Raw genomic sequence first — 18,294 nt, 5'->3', positions numbered from 1 at the left:
GTTCGAAGCCCTCGCCTGCGGCTACCGGCCACGAGGGTGGCACCCGCCGGCTCTTCCGACGACTGAGCTTGCGTGTGGGAAGAGCCAAGAGCCAGGTATCGCTTCGTTGCTGGGAACGCTCGCTTGCTTGGCGTGCATGGCATCGGTCGCCTTAGATACGTCTAGGGTTCGCGCACGTGCGTGCGCTCCCACACCCCAACTGCAACACGGGCGCCGTGCGTGGAATCAACGTACAACCTGAGGTAGGAGCCCGCGATGCGGGCAAAAAGCCAACGAAGCGGCGACGCCGTACCCTGCACGTCTACGGTGCGCGCCTAACAACCCACCTCAGTCTTGGAAAGAGCCGGCGGGTAGCCTCCTCGGGGCCGGTAGCCGCAGGCGAGGGATTCGAACGGACAAGGCCCGCAGGGGGCCGGCCACGATGGCCGGCCGTTTCCGCTGAGCCATGGATGGCGAATCGGAAACCCCCGTTCGAAGCCCGACCCGCCCCGTAGGGGAAATAGATATACGGCCGCGCCAGCGGCCCTTCCTTAGCGGGTCGCCGCAGGCGTGGCACCGAGGGGGCTACCCGCCGGCTCTTGCTCCACGCCCCCATGCTCCAAGCCCCAACGCGACGCCAAAGGCGAGCCCAGCCCGCCGCCGACAACGCGTTATGCCGTACAATCTGCGCTGGAGTCGGCCGGACAGTCGCGTCGCGCCTTCGGGCGTATCGAGGAAAGTCCGGGCTCCATAGGGCAGGGTGCCAGGTAATTCCTGGGCAGCGTGAGCTGACGGCCAGTGCAACAGAGAGCAGACCGCCGATGGCCCCGCAAGGGGATCAGGTAAGGGTGAAAGGGTGCGGTAAGAGCGCACCGCGTGCGGGGACAACGTCGCATGGCACGGTAAACCCCACCCGGAGCAAGACCAAATAAGGGGACTATGACGTTGCCCGCGTCGTCCCCGGGTAGGTTGCTGGAGCCTGGCGGTGACGCCAGGCCGAGAAGAATGACTGTCGCGTCGCAAGACGTACAGAACCCGGCTTACAGGCCGACTCCTTCTCTTCTTGTGACGGCGCCGTCTCGCGACGGCGCCGTTTTCGCGTGTGGAAAACGGGTGAGTGCCGTCGTCACATCGGTGGAGGACGGGTTGAGTGAACGTGAGTTCAGCCCCGCCGTCCATTTCACGCGGCGCACACACCGTAAATCGCGGCGTGATTCGCAAAAAACTCCACTGATTCAACCACCTCCCGCCCCTTCCTCATAAACGGCTGGAATTGGTCATGAACCTGCCCTTTCTCCTTGATTCACAAGAAAAATTTCCTTGACAGTCTCAGGTGCCGAGACTATCGTGGGCCCCAGTGTGAAATCGTGGGTTTCGGTGGGGCGGCCAGCAGACAATGTTCCAAGGTGAGACAGCCATCACGATCGACGACAAGGGTCGTCTGACGATCCCGACCTCGTATCGGGATCTGGTGGCCGACGCCTGCGCGAACCGTCTGGTGATCACCTACAACCCCTTCGATGCCGGTTGCCTCTGGATCTTTCCGTACGCGGAGTGGGAACAGGTGCGCGACCAGGTCAACGCGCTGCCCAGCGTCAAGGCCGTCCATCGCGCGTTGCAGATGAAGCTGGTGGGTGCCGCGTCCATCGTCGAACCCGACGGGGCCGCACGCATCCTCCTCCCATCCAGTCAGCGGGCGGCGGCGGGGCTGGAGAAAAAAGCCGTCCTGCTGGGCATGGGCAACAAGTTCGAGCTTTGGAGCGAACAGGCCCATCTCGCGAAGATCCGCCAGACCATCGGCGAAGAAGACATCAGCGACGACATGGCGGAACTGCGGTTGTGACGACGAACTAATTCGAGGTGCTGGTGGAACGGGAGCGGGATGTGGCGATGGCGGGGCGCGATGTGCACATCCCGGTGATGCTCGACGAAGCGGTGGAGGGCCTCGCCTTGCGCGGGAACGGACGCTATCTGGATGGGACGTTCGGTCGCGGGGGCCATGCCTCGGCGATCCTTGCCCGTCTCTCCGCCGAGGGCCGTCTGTTCCTGATGGATCGTGACCCGTCGGCTATCGCCGTGGCCGAAGCCGGCCTGGCTACCGACCCGCGCGTCGCGCTGCGCCACGACAACTTCGCCACCATGGGCGAATGGCCAGAGCTGGCGGAAGGCCTCGACGGCATCCTGCTCGATCTTGGCGTGTCCTCGCCGCAGCTGGACGATCGCAGCCGCGGCTTCAGCTTCATGGCCGACGCGCCGCTGGACATGCGCATGGATACCACGCGCGGTATCAGCGCCGCCGACTTCCTCGCCGAGGCCTCGGAATTCGATATCGCCGACGTGCTCTGGCGCTTCGGCGAGGAGCGCTTCAGCCGCCGTATCGCCAAGGTGATCGTCGAGCGCCGTGCCACCGCGCCCATCACGCGCACTGCGGAACTGGCCGAACTGGTCGCCGGTTGCGTCGGTCGCCGCGAGCCGGGGAAGAATCCCGCCACGCGCACGTTCCAGGCCCTGCGCATCCGGGTCAACGCCGAACTGGATTCCGTCGAGCGTGGCCTGGAGGCTGCCCTCGAACTGCTCACCATCGGTGGTCGCCTCGCCGTGATCAGCTTCCATTCGCTGGAAGATCGCACGGTGAAGCAGTTCATTCGCTCGCACGAAGGCCGTGTGCAGGGCAGCCGTCGCGGCCCGCCGACCGAAGCGAAGCTGGCCCGGCTGAAGTCGGTCGGCAAGGCGATTTTTCCCTCCGACGCCGAAGTGGCCGCGAACCCGCGTTCGCGTTCCGCCGTGCTGCGCGTCGCGGAGAAGCTTGCATGAAGGTCTTCGGCGCCATCTGCCTCTCCCTCCTGCTGCTGGCGGTCATCGCCAGCGCTATCGGGGTGGTGTGGACGCGCCACGAAAGCCGCGTGCTGTTCGTCGAACTGTCGCGGCTGCAAAGCCAGAAGGACGACCTGGGCGTGGAGTACGGTCGCCTCGAACTGGAGCAGGCCACCTACGCCGAGCCCAGCCGCATCGATGCCGACGCGCGCGGCAAGCTCGGCATGTTCACGCCGAAGCCGCAGGACATCCAGCTGGTGCGTCGATGAAGGCCCGCTACGGCAAGCCCGTCGTGCCCAGCCGCCGTCGCGGCCAGGGCCCCAGCCCGCGCAAGCGCATGACCGTGATCGTCGCGCTGTTGTGCGTGGCCGCGTCCGGCCTGGTGGTGCGCGCGTTCGACCTTCAGGTGGTCCGCAAGCAGTTCTACCAGGACCAGGGCGATGCGCGCTTCCTGCGCGAGATGCCCATCGCCGTGTCGCGCGGCACCATCTTTGATCGCAACGGCGAGCCGCTGGCCGTGTCCACGCCGGTCGCCTCGATCTGGGCCAATCCGCCGGAAGTGCTGGAGAACGCCGACCGCATTCCCGAGCTGGCCAAGGCGCTGCACGTCGACGCCGACGACCTGAAGCAGAAGATCGAACAGCGTGCGGACAAGGAATTCATGTACATCGCCCGCCAGCTGCGTCCGGAAGACGCGCAGGCGATCGTCGACCTGAAGATCCCCGGCATTTCGTCGCAGCGCGAATACCGTCGTTACTACCCGTCGGGCGCGGTGAACAGCCACATCCTCGGCTTCACCAACATCGACGACCACGGCCAGGAAGGCCTGGAACTGGCCTTCGACGAATGGCTGTCGGGCAAGCCCGGCGCCAAGCGGGTCATCCGCGATCGCATGGGTCATGTGGTGGAAGACGTCGAGCTGGTGCGCGAGCCGCAGCCGGGTCGCGACATCACGTTGTCCATCGACCGCCGCATCCAGTACCTGGCGTATAGCGCGTTGAAGGATGCGCTGGACAAGAACAAGGCCGACTCCGGCTCCATCGTGGTGATGGACGTCCATACCGGCGAAGTGCTGGGCATGGCCAACCTGCCGTCGTTCAATCCCAATGCCGTGCGCGGCAGCTCCCCGGGCGACCGCCGCAACCGCGCGGTCACCGACGTGGTCGAGCCGGGCTCGACGATGAAGGCCTTCACCATGGCCGCCGCGCTCACCAGCGGCAAGTACACGCCCACCTCGCCCATGATCGAAACCTCGCCGGGCACCTGGATGATGGGCGGACACCCCGTGCGCGACACGCACAACTGGGGCACGCTCACGCCCACCGGCGTCATCACCAAATCGTCCAACGTCGGCGCCGCCAAGATCGCGATGACGCTCGACACCGATTTCCTCTACTCCATGTGGAAGTCGTTCGGCATCGGCAACAGCACGGGCAGCGGATTTCCCGGTGAAGCGGCGGGTTACCTGCCTGTCAGCCGCACCTGGAAGCCGATCGAAAAATCGCGCATGGCCTACGGCTACAACCTGAGCGTGACGCCGCTGCAGCTGGCCACCGGCTACGCGGCGATCGCCAACGGCGGTGCGCTGCGCGCGCCCAGCTTCATCAAGGGTGCGGACAACCCGCCCAACCAGGTGATCACCCCCGAGGTGGCGCACGAACTGGTCCGCATGCTGGAAACCGTGCTGCAGCCGGGCGGCACCGGCTACGGTTTCGCTTCCGTCGCCAACTACAGCGTGGCCGGCAAGACCGGTACCTCGCACAAGTTCTCCGTGGGCGGATATTTCGCGAAGAACTACATCTCGCTCTTCGTCGGCATGATCCCGGCGAGCAACCCGCGCCTGGTCACCGTGGTGGTCATCAACGATCCGCAGGGCGGCCATTACTACGGCGGTTCGGTAGCCGGTCCCGCGTTCGCGCAGGTGATGGAAGGCGCGGTGCGCCTGCTCGATATCCCGCCGGACAACGTGGGTCGCTGGTATGTCGGCGGTCCCAGCCAGGGCGGCCTGATCGGCACGGCCAACGCGCCGCCGCCGCAGGCGGACGACAGCGCGGCGGAAGAGGTGGTGCCGTGACCCTCGCCCTTACCGACCTGCTCCGCGATATCGCCGACGCCCCGGGCGCCGGCGATATCGTCGTGTCCGGTCTCTCGCTGGATTCGCGCGAGGTGACGGCCGGCCAGGCCTTCGTCGCCCTGCGCGGCGGCAAGGGCCATGGCATCGACTTCGCCGCGATGGCCGTGGCGCAGGGCGCCGCCGTGGTGCTGGCCGAGCCGCCGTTTGCCGCGGTGGAGCCCGGCGTGCCGGTGATCGCCATCGATGGTCTGCGTGAGAAGGCCGGTGCGCTCGCCGCCCGCTTCCATGGTGATCCGTCGGCCGCGCTCGACGTGGTCGGCGTGACCGGCACCAACGGCAAGACCTCCACGGTACAGCTGATCGCGCAGGCGCTGGCGTTCCTCGGTCGCAAGCCGGCCACCATCGGCACGCTCGGCGCCGGCCTGCACGGTGCGATCGCCGAGGGCGAGCGGACCACGCCGGACGCCATCAGCATGCAGGCCCGCCTGGCCGAATTCCGCGATGCCGGTGCCACGCACGTGGCGATGGAAGTCTCCTCGCATGCGCTGGAGCAGGGCCGTGTCAATGCCGTGGCGTTCGACATCGCCGTGTTTACCAACCTCACCCGCGACCACCTGGATTACCACGGCACGATGGAAGCGTATGGCGCGGCGAAGGCCCGCCTGTTCGCGTTCCCGGGCCTGGCCGCCGCGGTGGTCAACATCGACGATCCGTTCGGCGCGAAGCTGGCCAAGGGCCTGCCGGAAGGCGTGGTCCGGCTGCGCACGTCCATGGCCACCGACAGCACTGCGAAGGATGCCGAGGTACGCGCGGACATCGTGGTCACCTCGGCCAAGGGCCTGTCGTTCAACCTGGACACCCCGTGGGGCATGCGTACGGTGCGCAGTGGTCTGCTGGGCCGGTTCAACGTGGCCAACCTGCTCGCCGTCGCCGCCGTGCTCGGCGCGCTGGGCGAGCCGTTCGAGCGTATCCACGCCGCGCTGGAATCCCTGCAGCCGGTGAACGGACGCATGAGCCGTCTCGGCGGCGACGGGCGCAAGCCGCTGGTGGTCGTGGATTACTCGCACACGCCCGATGCCCTCAAGCAGGCGCTGCTGGCGTTGCGTTCGCATACCAAGGGCAAGCTGATCTGCGTGTTCGGCGCCGGCGGCGACCGCGACCAGGGCAAGCGCCCGCTCATGGCCGCCATTGCCGAGCGCCTGGCCGATGTGGTGATCGTCACCGACGACAACCCGCGCACCGAAGACGGCGACGCCATCGTCGCCCAGATCGTGGCCGGCTTCGCCCATCCCGACACTGCGATGGTGGAGCGCGACCGCGCCCAGGCTATCGCCCTGGCCCTGGCCGATGCAAAGGCCGACGACGTCGTGCTCATCGCCGGCAAGGGCCACGAAACCTATCAGGAAGGCCCGGATGGCAAGCGGCCGTTCGACGACTTCGCCGTCGCCCGCGAGGCGATGGAATCCGGCAAGAAAGGAGCCCGCGCATGATGCGCCTGTCCGCCGTCGCCCTCTGGACCCGCGGCCGCCTGCATGGCGCCGATGTCGAGGTGAGCGGCTTCTCGATCGATACCCGTACGCTGAAGGCCGGCGACCTGTTCGTGGCGCTGCCCGGCGAGCGTGTGGATGCGCATGACTTCGTGGCCGCCGCAGCGGCGCGCGGTGCCGTCGCCGCGCTGGTCACCCGTCCGGTCGACGCGTCGATCCCCCAGGTGATCGTCGACGACACCCAGGCCGCGCTGGGCGACCTGGCCAGCGCCGCGCGTGCCAACAGCCATGTCCGTGTCGTCGGCATCACCGGTTCCAACGGCAAGACCACGGTGAAGACGCTCACGGCATCGATCCTCTCGCGCCACGGCCGCACGCACGTCAACGCCGGCAACTTCAACAACGAGATCGGCATGCCGCTCACCTTGCTGGCGATGCCCGAAGGCACCCAGTACGCGGTGCTGGAGATGGGCGCCGGCAAGCCGGGCGATATCGAGTACCTGGCCGCCATCGCGCGCCCGGATATCGGCCTGGTGACCTCCATCGCACCCGCGCATCTGGAGCGGATGGGCACGCTGGAAGGCGTGGCCGAGACCAAGGGCGCGCTGTACCAGATGCTGTCGGCCGATGGCGTGGCGATCATCAACGCGGACGACGAGCGCTTCGGTGGGTTGTTCACCAACCTGGCCGGAGCGCGCCGGGTGCTGCGTTACGCGCTGAACCATCGTGCGGACATCGGCGCGGATATCGTCGAGGAACGCATCGACGGCACCCATTTCGTGCTGTCCACGCCGCACGGTGACGGCGATGTCCACCTCCCGCTGCCCGGTCGGCACAATGTGGCCAATGCGCTGGCAGCCGCGGCGATCGCCATCGCGCTGGACGTGCCGGTGGCGCGCATCGTCGAGGGCCTGGAGCAGGTTCCGCCCGTGGCCGGACGCCTCCAGCGTGAACCGATGGCCGGTGGCTGGACGCTCATCGACGACAGCTACAACGCCAACCCCGGTTCCGCCGCCGCCGCGATCGACACGCTGGCGCTGGCCCAGGGCGAGCGCTGGCTGGTGCTCGGCGACATGGCCGAGCTGGGCCCGGATGCGCTGGCGCTGCACGCCGGCATCGGCGATCTCGCGCACCGCCGCGGCATCGAACGCCTGCTCGCCACGGGTGCCAAGAGCGCGGCGGCCGTCGAGGCGTTCGGTGCGGGCGCGCAGCATTTCGCAACGCAGGAGGCGCTGATCGAGGCGGCCTGCGTGCAGGTCCACGAGGGCGTTACCTGCCTCGTGAAGGGGTCACGTTCCTCCGGTATGGACCGGGTCGTGGCGGCGATGAAGAAATACGCTGAAGGAGCCTCCGATGCTGCTTGAACTGGCGGAATGGATGGCTCGGCACTTCACGTCCGTACATCTTTTCCAGTACATCACCTTTCGCGCGATCATGGCCGCGCTCACGGCGCTGTCGGTCTCGCTGCTGCTGGGTCCGTTGCTGATCCGCAAGCTGGCCGCGCTGAAGGCGGGGCAGGTGGTGCGCAGCGACGGTCCGCAGACGCACCTTTCCAAGGCCGGCACGCCGACCATGGGCGGCCTGCTGATCCTGTTCGCCGTGGGCATTGCCACGCTGCTGTGGGCCGACCTGTCCAATCGCTACGTGTGGGTGGTGCTCGCCGTGACGCTGCTGTTCGGCGTGATCGGTTTCTACGACGACTACCGCAAGCTGGTGCTGAAGGACAGCCGCGGGCTGGCCAGCCGCTGGAAATACTTCTGGCAGTCGGTGTTCGGCCTGGGTGCCGCAGTGTTCCTCTACCAGACCCACCAGCTGCCGGCGGAGACCGCCCTGTACGTGCCGCTGTTCAAGCAGGTGGCGATCCCGCTCGGCCTGCTGTTCGTCGTGGTGGGCTATTTCATCATCGTCGGGTTCTCCAACGCGGTGAACCTCACCGATGGCCTGGACGGCCTGGCCATCATGCCGAGCGTGCTGGTGTCCGGTGCGCTGGGCATCTTCGCCTATCTCGCCGGCAACAAGCTGTTCTCCGAATACCTCGGCATTCCCGCCATCCCGGGTGCCGGTGAGCTGGCCATCTTCTGCAGCGCCCTTTCCGGAGCCGGCCTTGGTTTCCTCTGGTTCAACACCTACCCCGCGCAGGTGTTCATGGGCGACGTGGGCGCACTGGCCATCGGCGCGGCGCTCGGCTGCGTGGCGCTGATCGTGCGCCAGGAAATCGTGCTGCTGGTGATGGGGGGCGTGTTCGTCATGGAAACCGCCTCGGTGATGCTCCAGGTCGGCAGCTTCAAGCTGCGCGGCAAGCGCATCTTCCGCATGGCACCGATCCACCATCATTTCGAATTGAAGGGCTGGCCCGAGCCGCGGGTCATCGTCCGTTTCTGGATCATCAGCGTCGTGCTGGTGCTCATCGGTCTCGCCACGTTGAAGGTGCGCTAAGCGATCATGTTCGGCTTCGGAAACAAACAGGCCAAACGCCGTCAGGGCCCCCGCGGGAGCTTCGATCTCCCGTTGCTCCTGGCCGCGCTCGCCCTGGCGACGCTGGGCGTGATCATGGTCACGTCCAGCTCGATCGCGGTGGCCGACGGCTCGCACCAGGGTGCCTTCTACTACCTCAAGCGCCACCTCGTGTTCCTCGTGCTGGGCGGCTGCCTGGCCGCGGCCGCCATGCGCACGGAACTGAAGGTGCTGGAAAAGCACAGCTTCCTGCTGCTGCTGTTCGGCGTCATCATGCTGCTGATGGTGTTCCTGCCCGTGTTCGGCATGCGCATCAACGGCGCGCGCCGCTGGGTGAACCTGCTGGTGACCAGCTTCCAGCCCGTGGAAGCGGTGAAGCTGATCCTGGTCGGCTACCTGTCCAGCTATCTGGTCCGTCATCGCGAAGGTGTCGAATACGACCTCTTCGGCGTGGTCAAGCCGGTAGGCGTGGCGGGCCTGATCGTGCTGCTGCTGCTGGCCCAGCCCGACTTCGGTTCGGCCGCGCTCGTGGTTGCCACCACGGTGGGCATGGTATGGCTGGCCGGCGCGCGCATGCGCAACCTGCTGGTACTGGCGACGCCGCTGGTGCCGGCGCTGATCTACGCGGCCACCGCCGAGGACTACCGCATCAAGCGCCTGACGTCCTTCCTCGATCCGTGGAAGGATCCGTTCAACGACGGTTTCCAGTTGACCCAGGCACTGATCGCCGTGGGCCGTGGCGAATGGACTGGTGTGGGCCTGGGTTCCAGCGTGCAGAAGCTGTTCTACCTGCCCGAGGCGCACACCGACTTCATCCTTGCCGTGCTGGCCGAAGAACTCGGCCTGGCCGGCATCGTCACAGTGATCTTCCTCTATATCGTGCTGGTGGGCCGCGGCCTGTACATGGGCCTCAAAGGCGTCGAGCTCGGCCAGCGCTTCTCCGGTTACGTGGCCTACGGCATCTCGCTGATGCTGGGCTTCCAGGCCATGGTGTCCATCGGCGTGAACCTGGGCGTGCTGCCGACCAAGGGTCTGACCCTGCCGCTGATCAGCTCCGGCGGCTCGTCGGTGTTGATGACCTGCGCCATGGTCGGCGTGCTGCTGCGCGCCACCTTCGAGATCAACCGCGCGGAAGACGCGCGACAGACCGCCGTGCGCCTGCCGGCCAACGCCGTGCCGGATTCAGCGGCATTCGGGGGTGCGGCATGACGCGCCCGGTGCTGATCATGGCCGGCGGTACCGGCGGCCACATCTTCCCCGGCCTGGCCGTGGCCGACGAACTGCGTTCGCACGGCGTGCCCGTGGCCTGGCTGGGTGCCGAAGGCGGCATGGAAACCCGCGTGGTGCCCGCGCACGGCCTGGACCTGCACACCATCGCCGTCGGCGGCTTGCGCGGCAAGGGCCTGAAGACGCGCCTCATGGCGCCGGTGATGCTGGTTCGCGCGTTGCTGGCATCGCTCGCGCTGCTGCGTCGCCTGCGTCCGGCCTGCGTGCTGTCGATGGGCGGCTACGTAGCCGGACCGGCCGGCGTGGCCGCGCGCCTCGCGGGCATCCCGCTGGTGGTGCACGAACAGAACGCCGTGGCCGGCTTCACCAATCGCAAGCTTGCTGGCTTTGCGCGCAAGGTGTTGACCGGCTTTCCGAACGTACTGCCCAACGGCGAGTGGGTCGGCAACCCGGTGCGTTCACGCATCGCGGCGTTGTCGCCGCCCGAGCTGCGCATGACCGGTCGCACGGGGCGTCCGCGCCTGCTCGTGCTGGGCGGCAGCCTCGGTGCGCGCACGTTGAACATGGCCGTGCCCGCGGCGCTCGCTGAGCTTCGCCGGATGGCCGACAACGGGCAGGGCGACCGGCTGGAGCCGGAAGTAGTGCACCAGACCGGTGAGCGCGGCCTCGAAGACGCCCGTGCTGCCTATGCCGAGGCTGGTATCGCCGCCAACATCGTCGCCTTCATCGACGACATGGCCGGTGCCTACGAGTGGGCCGACATCGTCGTCTGCCGGGCCGGCGCACTGACCGTGGCCGAACTCTGCGCCGCCGGCCTCGAAGCGCTGCTGGTGCCTTTCCCGCATGCCGTGGACGATCACCAGACCGCCAATGCGCGGGCGATGGTCGATGCCGGCGGTGCGCGGCTGGTGGCGGACGCCACCCTTGCACAGAGCGATGCGCGCGACATGCTCGCCCACCTGCTGTCCGACATGCTGGCCGATCGCCGGCAGATCCTTTCCGCGGCCATCGCGTCCCGCACGCTGGCCAAGCCCGACGCCGCATCCACGATTGCCCGTCATTGCATGGAGGTTTCCGCATGACGCCCGGTCGTTTGCGCGCCCACGACGATTTCATGACCTCGTTCCGCCGTGTCCACTTCATCGGCGTAGGCGGCGTCGGCATGAGCGGCATCGCCGAGGTGCTGTCCAACCTCGGTTACAGCGTGTCCGGCTCCGATCGCGCGCCTTCGGCCACCACCGCGCGCCTGGCCGGACTCGGCGTCACGGTCTGCATCGGTCACGAAGCGGCCAACATCGACGGCGTGGACGTGGTCGTCACCTCCAGTGCCATCCGCCAGGACAATCCCGAACTGGTCGCCGCGCTCGCCGCGCGCATCCCCGTGGTGCCGCGTGCGGAAATGCTCGGCGAGCTGATGCGTTTCCGTCGTGGCATCGCCATCGCGGGCACGCACGGCAAGACCACCACCACCAGCCTGGTCGCCAGCGTGCTGGCCGAGGCCGACTACGATCCGACCTTCGTGATCGGTGGTCAGCTCAATGCCGCCGGTGCCAATGCGCGCCTGGGCACGGGCCAGTACCTCGTGGCCGAAGCGGACGAGTCGGACGGTTCGTTCCTGATGCTGTCGCCGGTCATGGCGGTGGTCACCAACATCGATGCCGACCACCTCGAAAACTACCAGGGCGATTTCGCGCTGGTGAAGAAGGCTTTCAGCGATTTCCTGCATCGCCTGCCGTTCTACGGCATGGCGGTGCTGTGCATCGACGACGAGGAAACCGCGAAGCTGGCCCAGGACACCTCGCGTCGCGTGATGACCTACGGCGTGGAGAACGCCAGCGCAGACGTCACGGCCACCCACGTCCGCCAGGTCGGCTTCGAGATGCACTTCGACCTGCACCTGCCGGGTATGGACGGTACGCTGCCGGTGACCCTCAACCTGCCTGGCCGGCATAACGTGCAGAACGCGCTGGCCGCGGCCGCCGTCGGCTGGCAGCTCGGCGTCGAGGCAGAAGCGATCGCGCACGCGCTGGCACGCTTCGAAGGCGTGGGCCGTCGCTTCCACCGGCGCGGCGAGATCGCGTTGGACAGCGGCAGCGCCTTGCTCGTGGACGATTACGGCCACCATCCGCGCGAGCTGGCCGCGGTGTTCGCCGCCGCCCGCGGCGGCTGGGCCGATCGCCGCCTGGTCGTGGCCTTTCAGCCACACCGCTACAGCCGTACGCGTGACCTGCTCGACGATTTCGCCAACGTGCTGGCCGAGGTCGATGTGCTGGTGCTGACCGAGGTGTACCCGGCAGGCGAGTCGCCCATTCCGGGCGCCGACGGCAAGGCACTGGCCCGTGCGATCCGTGCCCGCGGCAAGACCGACCCGGTGCTGGTCGACCATCCGCGCGACCTGCGCGACACGCTGTCGGCGCTCGCGCGCGACGGCGACCTGATCATGCTGCTCGGCGCCGGCGACATCGGCGCAGCGGCCATCGACCTGGCCGGTGTCGGCCACCTGAGGACCTCTCCGTGAACCGCTCCGACCGCTTTCCCCGCATCGTGAACGACGCCGCCGGTTTTGGTCGCGTGGCCGTCGTGCTGGGTGGCAACTCCGCCGAGCGCGAGGTGTCGCTCGACTCCGGCCGTGGCGTCCTCGAGGCGCTGCGTTCGCTCGGCGTCGACGCGCATCCCATCGATGGCATTCCCGCCTTGCTGGATGCGGTACGCGCCGGTCATTTCGCCCGTGTGTTCAACATCCTGCACGGCGCAGGCGGCGAGAACGGCGAGCTGCAGGGTGCCTTGCAGTCGCTCGGCGTGCCCTATACCGGTTCCGGCGTACTCGGTTCGGCGCTGTCGCTGGACAAGGTGCGCGCCAAGCAGGTGTGGATCGCACTCGGCCTGCCCACGCCGAAATTCAAGGCGTTGCCACGTGGCGCGGACGTGCATGCCGCGGCCCGCGAGGTCGGTTTTCCGCTGATCGTGAAGCCGGCCTGGGAAGGCTCCAGCGTGGGCATCACGCGCGTGTTCGACGAAGCCGGCCTCGACGCCGCCGTCGAGCTGGCCCGCCGTTATCCGGGCGACATGCTGATGGAAACGCTGATCGAGGGCGACGGCAGCGAAGGTGGGGAGTTCACCGTCGGTATCCTGGGGCGCGAAGTGCTGCCCACGATCAAGATCCTGCCCAAGGGCGAGTACTACGACTACAACGCCAAGTACGTGGCCGAAGACACGCAGTACATCGTGCCGGGCCTGCTGGGCGAGGCGGAAGACGCCATGCGCGCACTGGCGCTGCGCGCCTTCGACGCGCTCGACTGCTTCGGCTGGGGCCGCGTCGATGTGATGCGCGACCGCCATGGCAAGAACTGGCTGCTCGAGGTGAACACCGCGCCGGGCATGACCTCGCATTCGCTGGTGCCCAAGGCGGCCGCCGTCGCCGGGCTGAGCTATGCCGAGCTTTGCTGGCGCGTGCTGGAAACCTCGATGGAACGGGAGGCTACCCGCGCATGAGGGGTTCAGCCGCCACGCGTCTGGTTGCCTGGGGCATCGCCATCACGTTGGTGGTGTTGCCCGTGGTCGGCGTCATGCAGGGCTGGTTCGCCGCCGGCCGCTGGCCCGTCACGCAGCTGAAGGTGGAGGCGGAGTTCGCCCATGTCAGTGCGGAGCAGATCCGCAGCGCCGTGCTGCCGAGCCTCGGCAAGGGCTTCTTCGCCACCGATCTGGAAGCCGTGCGCCACTCCATCGGCAGCCTGCCGTGGGTGGAGTCGGTGGAAGTGCGCAAGCGCTGGCCGGATACCCTGCTGGTCCGCATCTACGAACGGCAGCCGTTCGCGCGCTGGAACGAGGATCGCCTGATCAGCCGGCAGGGCCTGGTTTTCGATGCACCGGGCGCCGACCAGATGGGCGACCTGCCGCGCCTGCGCGGACCGGATTCGCGACTGGCCGAGGTGGTGAGCTTCTACGCGCAGGCGCAGAAATCGTTCGAAGGCCGCACCGGCCTGTCGATCGTCGGCGTCAGCCTCAGCGAGCGTGGCAGCTGGAGCGTCACCGCGGAAAGTGGCGCGGAAATCGTGATCGGCGATCGCGAGCAGGCCGACCGTCGCCTGGCGCGGTTCCTCGATGTCTACCCCCAACTCGTCGCCGGTCGGCACGGCGGTTTCGCCTACGCCGACCTTCGTTACACCAACGGATTCGCCATCCGGTGGCCGCAGCCGGAAACCACGGCCACACCCAAGGTCGGAAGTTGAGCAGGATCATGAGAAACAAGAACGACAAACAGCTCGTCGTCGGCCTCGACATCGGAACGTCGAAGGTCGTCGCGATCGTCGGCGAATACGAGCCGGGCGAACCGATCGAAGTGATCGGCATCGGCACGCACGTGTCACGTGGCATGAAGCGCGGCTCGGTGGTGGATATCGAGTCGACGGTGCATTCCATCCAGCGTGCGGTGGAAGAGGCCGAGCTGATGGCCGGCTGCGACATCCGCTCGGTCTACGCTTCCATCTCGGGCAGCCACCTGGAAACGCGCAACTCGCACGGTACCGCGGCCATTCGCGACCGCGAGGTCATGGCCGCGGACCTGGAGCAGGTGCTGGAAGCCGCCAGCGCGGTAGCGATCCCTGCCGACCGCAAGGTGCTCTACAAGGAATCGCAGGAATACCGTATCGACGGACAGGACGGCATCCGCCATCCGGTCGGCATGAGCGGCGTGCGCCTGGAAGCCAGCGTGCACCTGGTCACGGGTGCGGCCAGCGCAGTGCAGAACATCTCCAAGTGCATCCAGCGTTGCGGGTTGTCGGTCGACGAGCTGGTGCCGGCCGCGGTGGCCAGCGCGAAAGCGGTGCTGACCGAGGACGAGCTCGAACTCGGCGTGTGCCTTGTCGACATCGGCGCGGGCACCACCGATATCGCCATCTATACGCAGGGCGCGATTCGTTACACCAAGTCGCTGCCGGTCGGCGGCGACCAGGTGACCAACGACATCGCCTACGGCGTGCACACACCCACCGCTCACGCGGAAGAGATCAAGATCAAATACGCGTGCGCGCTTGCGCAGCTTGCGCATGCGGAAGAAACCATCCAGGTCCCCAGCGTCGGCGATCGCCCGCCGCGGCGCCTCGCACGACAGGCATTGGCCCAGTCGGTGCAGGCCCGCTACGAGGAAATCTTCGAGATGGTGCAGGACGAACTGCGCCGCTCGGGTTACGAAAGCCTCGTCGCCGCCGGCATCGTGCTGACCGGTGGCGCGTCGCGGATGGAAGGCGCACTCGAGCTTGCCGAGGAAATCTTCCACAAGATGGTGCGCGTCGGCGTGCCCCAGCATGTGTCGGGCCTGGGCGACGTGGTCTCCACGGAGCTGCATTCCACGGGCGTCGGCCTGCTGCTGCACGGTTCGCGCTCCACGGGTGCCGCGCGCCACACGCATTCCGCCGCCGGCAATGTCGGCAGCATGGTCGAGAAGTTCCGAAGCTGGTTCACCAAGAATTTCTGAGCGTCGTATCGAATTAGTCGGTGCCCGATGGAAGGGGGGCGCCGGGGCAGCAGGATGGCCCGCAACCCATGGCCGACAGGAGTCGGGCAAGGGACATAAACCAAAAAAACTAAAAGTTCTGCGGAGGACGGGAAATGTTTGAACTCATCGAAAAGCTGGCACCGAATGCGGTCATCAAGGTCATCGGCGTGGGTGGTGGTGGCGGTAACGCCGTGGCCCACATGGTCAATTCCAATATCGAAGGCGTCGAGTTCGTCGTCGCCAACACCGACGCTCAGGCGATGAAGAGCTGCGCCTCGCGCACACACCTCCAGCTGGGTGGCAACGTCACCAAGGGCCTGGGCGCGGGCGCCAATCCGGAAGTCGGCCGCCAGGCCGCGCTGGAGGACCGCGAGCGCATCGAGGAAATGCTCGAAGGCGCGGACATGGTCTTCATCACCGCCGGCATGGGCGGCGGCACCGGCACGGGCGCTGCGCCGGTCGTTGCGCAGCTGGCCAAGGAAAAGGGCATCCTGACCGTCGCGGTCGTGACCAAGCCGTTCCCGTTCGAGGGCCGTCGCCGCATGCAGGTGGCCCTCAAGGGTATCGAGGACCTCTCCCAGCACGTCGACTCGCTGATCACCGTGCCGAACGAGAAGCTGCTCTCGGTGCTGGGTCGCGAAGTTACCCTGCTCAACGCGTTCAAGGCCGCCAACGACGTGCTCCAGGGTGCGGTGCAGGGCATTGCCGACCTGATCACGGCCCCCGGCCTGATCAACGTCGACTTCGCCGACGTGCGCACGGTCATGAGCGAGATGGGCATGGCGATGATGGGCTCCGGCACGGCCCGCGGCGACGACCGCGCCCAGGCCGCCGCCGAGGCCGCGATCAACAACCCGCTGCTCGAGGACGTCAACCTGGCCGGTGCCTGCGGCATCCTGGTCAACGTCACCGCCGGTCCGAACCTGACCATGCGCGAGTTCGACGAGATCGGTCGCGTGATCCACGACTTCGCCTCGGAAGACGCGACCGTGGTGATCGGCACCTCGCTGGACCCGGAAATGCAGGACGACGTCCGTGTCACGGTGGTCGCCACCGGCCTCAACCGCGTCGGCGCCACGGCCAAGCAGCCGGTTCGCCAGCCGGTGCAGCAGCAGGTCGAGATGCGCCAGCGTCCGCGTCCGGTGGTGCTGCGCACGGGTACCGGCAACGAAGTGGTCGACTACGCGCAGTCGGATGCCGTGCCGTCGGTGCGTTCGGAGCCGGCCCCGTCGAAGAACGCCGAGCCGGCGATCGATTACCTCGACATCCCGGCTTTCCTGCGTCGCCAGGCCGACTGACGCACCACCCCAAGGCACGTTAAGGACAACGTGAGGACGACCCGGCACGAAGCCGGGTTGGCCGACGCTCCGCCGCCGTCCCGTCCGGGCGGCGGAGCGTCCCCGCTTCGCCGACGGAAAGCGGACCGTATTTCAGCAGCTTGTAAATGATTGAGAGGACGAACTATTCAGTCGCACGGGCGGTGAGAATCGCCTGTCCTTCATGCTGAAGGAACAGTGAAGCGACACTGGACTGTACCGTCTGGTTTGTTTATTCACAGGTTAAGACTGTGTTAGCATGACCGCTACTTTAGGCTGCTGCCAACAAGGTTCGACCCAACATGATCAAGCAGCGCACGCTCAAGAACATCATTCGCGCCACGGGCGTCGGTCTCCATACCGGCGACAAGGTGTATATGACGCTTCGTCCGGCCGCGCCGAACACGGGTATCGTGTTCCGCCGCACCGACCTGAATCCCCCGGTCGAGCTCAAATCACGCCCGGAAAACGTCGGTGACACGCGTCTTTCCACGACGCTGATCCAGGGCGAGGTTCGCGTCTCGACGGTCGAGCACCTGCTCTCCGCGATGGCCGGCCTGGGCATCGACAACGCGTATGTCGACCTGTCGGCACCGGAAGTGCCGATCATGGACGGCAGCGCCGGTCCGTTCGTTTTCCTCATCCAGTCCGCTGGTATCGAGGAACAGGACGCGGCCAAGCGTTTCATCCGCATCAAGAAGCCCGTGATCGTGAAGGACGGCGACAAGTGGGCCAAGCTGGAGCCGTTCGACGGTTTCAAGGTCGGCTTCTCGGTCGAGTTCGACCACCCGCTGTTCAACAAGCGCAACTCGCAGGCCGAGATGGATTTCTCGACGACCTCGTTCGTCAAGGAAGTCAGCCGCGCCCGTACGTTCGGCTTCATGCGTGACATCGAAATGCTCCGTGAGCGCAACCTCACGCTGGGCGGTTCGATGGACAACGCCGTAGTTCTCGACGACTACCGTGTGTTGAACGAAGACGGCCTCCGTTACGACAACGAGTTCGTCAAGCACAAGATCCTCGACGCCATCGGCGACATCTACATGCTCGGCCACAGCCTGATCGGCGCGTACTCTGCGCACAAGTCGGGGCACGAGCTCAACAACAAGCTTCTCCGCAGCCTGATGGCCGATGCCGCGGCGTGGGAAGAAGTCAGCTTCAAGGACCCGGCCAAGGCGCCGATCTCCTACGCCCATCCCGCCCAGGCGGTTTAAGCGAAGCCCGACGACATACAAGCGACCCGAAAAACCCGCCCGCCGAGGCGGGTTTTTCGTTTGTTCGCGCATGCGTCGTAGGAGCGCACGATGTGCGCGACATCTTTTCGCGATAAGGTTTTCGTGTGCCGTGTGCCGTGTGCCGTGTGCTCTGGCGCAAGAGCCGGCGGGTAGCCCCCCCGGGGCCACGCCTGCGGCGACCCGAAAAGGAAAGGCCGCTGGCGCGGCCGTGTAC

General features: G+C 66.9%; 15 protein-coding genes and 1 other RNA gene. All 16 read left to right on the top strand.

What is annotated here, in order from left to right:
• The first annotated feature begins 671 nt into the window (after positions 1-671).
• The 16 genes from rnpB (at position 672) to lpxC (ending at position 18,059) form a co-directional block, all read left to right on the top strand.
• Positions 672-1,038: RNase P RNA component class A (gene rnpB / locus QRN34_RS14085), an RNA gene on the top strand.
• Positions 1,039-1,375: 337 nt separating this feature from the next.
• Positions 1,376-1,822 carry a division/cell wall cluster transcriptional repressor MraZ gene (gene mraZ, locus QRN34_RS14080; protein WP_036137675.1) on the top strand — a complete coding sequence of 149 codons (447 nt, stop codon included), beginning with the start codon at positions 1,376-1,378 and terminating at the stop codon, positions 1,820-1,822.
• 47 nt (positions 1,823-1,869) lie between these two features.
• Positions 1,870-2,793, top strand: coding sequence for a 16S rRNA (cytosine(1402)-N(4))-methyltransferase RsmH (gene rsmH, locus QRN34_RS14075; protein ID WP_285405329.1), 924 nt, complete (start codon positions 1,870-1,872; stop codon positions 2,791-2,793).
• Positions 2,790-3,062 carry a cell division protein FtsL gene (gene ftsL, locus QRN34_RS14070; protein ID WP_036137674.1) on the top strand — a complete coding sequence of 91 codons (273 nt, stop codon included), beginning with the start codon at positions 2,790-2,792 and terminating at the stop codon, positions 3,060-3,062. The genes rsmH and ftsL overlap by 4 nt, the downstream gene beginning before the upstream one ends.
• Positions 3,059-4,867 (top strand): penicillin-binding protein 2, encoded by a 1,809-nt coding sequence (locus QRN34_RS14065; RefSeq protein ID WP_285405327.1) that lies wholly within the window; start codon positions 3,059-3,061, stop codon positions 4,865-4,867. The genes ftsL and QRN34_RS14065 overlap by 4 nt, the downstream gene beginning before the upstream one ends.
• On the top strand, positions 4,864-6,357 hold the full coding sequence (locus tag QRN34_RS14060; protein ID WP_285405325.1) for a UDP-N-acetylmuramoyl-L-alanyl-D-glutamate--2,6-diaminopimelate ligase: 1,494 nt from the start codon (positions 4,864-4,866) through the stop codon (positions 6,355-6,357). The genes QRN34_RS14065 and QRN34_RS14060 overlap by 4 nt, the downstream gene beginning before the upstream one ends.
• Positions 6,354-7,718 (top strand): UDP-N-acetylmuramoyl-tripeptide--D-alanyl-D-alanine ligase, encoded by a 1,365-nt coding sequence (gene murF / locus QRN34_RS14055; protein WP_036137668.1) that lies wholly within the window; start codon positions 6,354-6,356, stop codon positions 7,716-7,718. The genes QRN34_RS14060 and murF overlap by 4 nt, the downstream gene beginning before the upstream one ends.
• Entirely contained in the window at positions 7,708-8,790 is a 1,083-nt protein-coding gene (mraY, locus tag QRN34_RS14050; protein WP_285405322.1) for a phospho-N-acetylmuramoyl-pentapeptide-transferase, read from the top strand. Before murF ends, mraY begins: the two co-directional genes overlap by 11 nt.
• 6 nt (positions 8,791-8,796) lie before the next feature.
• A complete protein-coding gene (ftsW, locus tag QRN34_RS14045; protein WP_036137663.1) occupies positions 8,797-10,017 on the top strand; it encodes a putative lipid II flippase FtsW in 1,221 nt (406 codons plus the stop codon).
• Positions 10,014-11,117: an undecaprenyldiphospho-muramoylpentapeptide beta-N-acetylglucosaminyltransferase gene (murG, locus tag QRN34_RS14040; RefSeq protein ID WP_285405320.1), complete on the top strand. Its 1,104-nt coding sequence runs from the start codon at positions 10,014-10,016 to the stop codon at positions 11,115-11,117. Before ftsW ends, murG begins: the two co-directional genes overlap by 4 nt.
• Positions 11,114-12,553 (top strand): UDP-N-acetylmuramate--L-alanine ligase, encoded by a 1,440-nt coding sequence (murC, locus tag QRN34_RS14035; protein ID WP_285405318.1) that lies wholly within the window; start codon positions 11,114-11,116, stop codon positions 12,551-12,553. The genes murG and murC overlap by 4 nt, the downstream gene beginning before the upstream one ends.
• Positions 12,550-13,527: a D-alanine--D-alanine ligase gene (locus QRN34_RS14030; protein ID WP_285405316.1), complete on the top strand. Its 978-nt coding sequence runs from the start codon at positions 12,550-12,552 to the stop codon at positions 13,525-13,527. Before murC ends, QRN34_RS14030 begins: the two co-directional genes overlap by 4 nt.
• Entirely contained in the window at positions 13,524-14,264 is a 741-nt protein-coding gene (locus QRN34_RS14025; protein ID WP_036137653.1) for a cell division protein FtsQ/DivIB, read from the top strand. Before QRN34_RS14030 ends, QRN34_RS14025 begins: the two co-directional genes overlap by 4 nt.
• 8 nt (positions 14,265-14,272) lie before the next feature.
• A complete protein-coding gene (gene ftsA / locus QRN34_RS14020; protein ID WP_036137650.1) occupies positions 14,273-15,508 on the top strand; it encodes a cell division protein FtsA in 1,236 nt (411 codons plus the stop codon).
• 134 nt (positions 15,509-15,642) lie between these two features.
• Positions 15,643-16,827 (top strand): cell division protein FtsZ, encoded by a 1,185-nt coding sequence (ftsZ, locus tag QRN34_RS14015; RefSeq protein ID WP_036137648.1) that lies wholly within the window; start codon positions 15,643-15,645, stop codon positions 16,825-16,827.
• 320 nt (positions 16,828-17,147) lie between these two features.
• A complete protein-coding gene (lpxC, locus tag QRN34_RS14010) occupies positions 17,148-18,059 on the top strand; it encodes a UDP-3-O-acyl-N-acetylglucosamine deacetylase (RefSeq protein WP_036137646.1) in 912 nt (303 codons plus the stop codon).
• Positions 18,060-18,294: the final 235 nt, after the last annotated feature.

Origin of the sequence: Luteibacter sp. ME-Dv--P-043b, from assembly GCF_030209605.1 — a bacterium.
Taxonomy (GTDB): Bacteria; Pseudomonadota; Gammaproteobacteria; order Xanthomonadales; family Rhodanobacteraceae; genus Luteibacter.
Note: the sequence above shows the minus strand (reverse complement) of the source record. Positions and strands in the feature narration are given on the sequence as shown.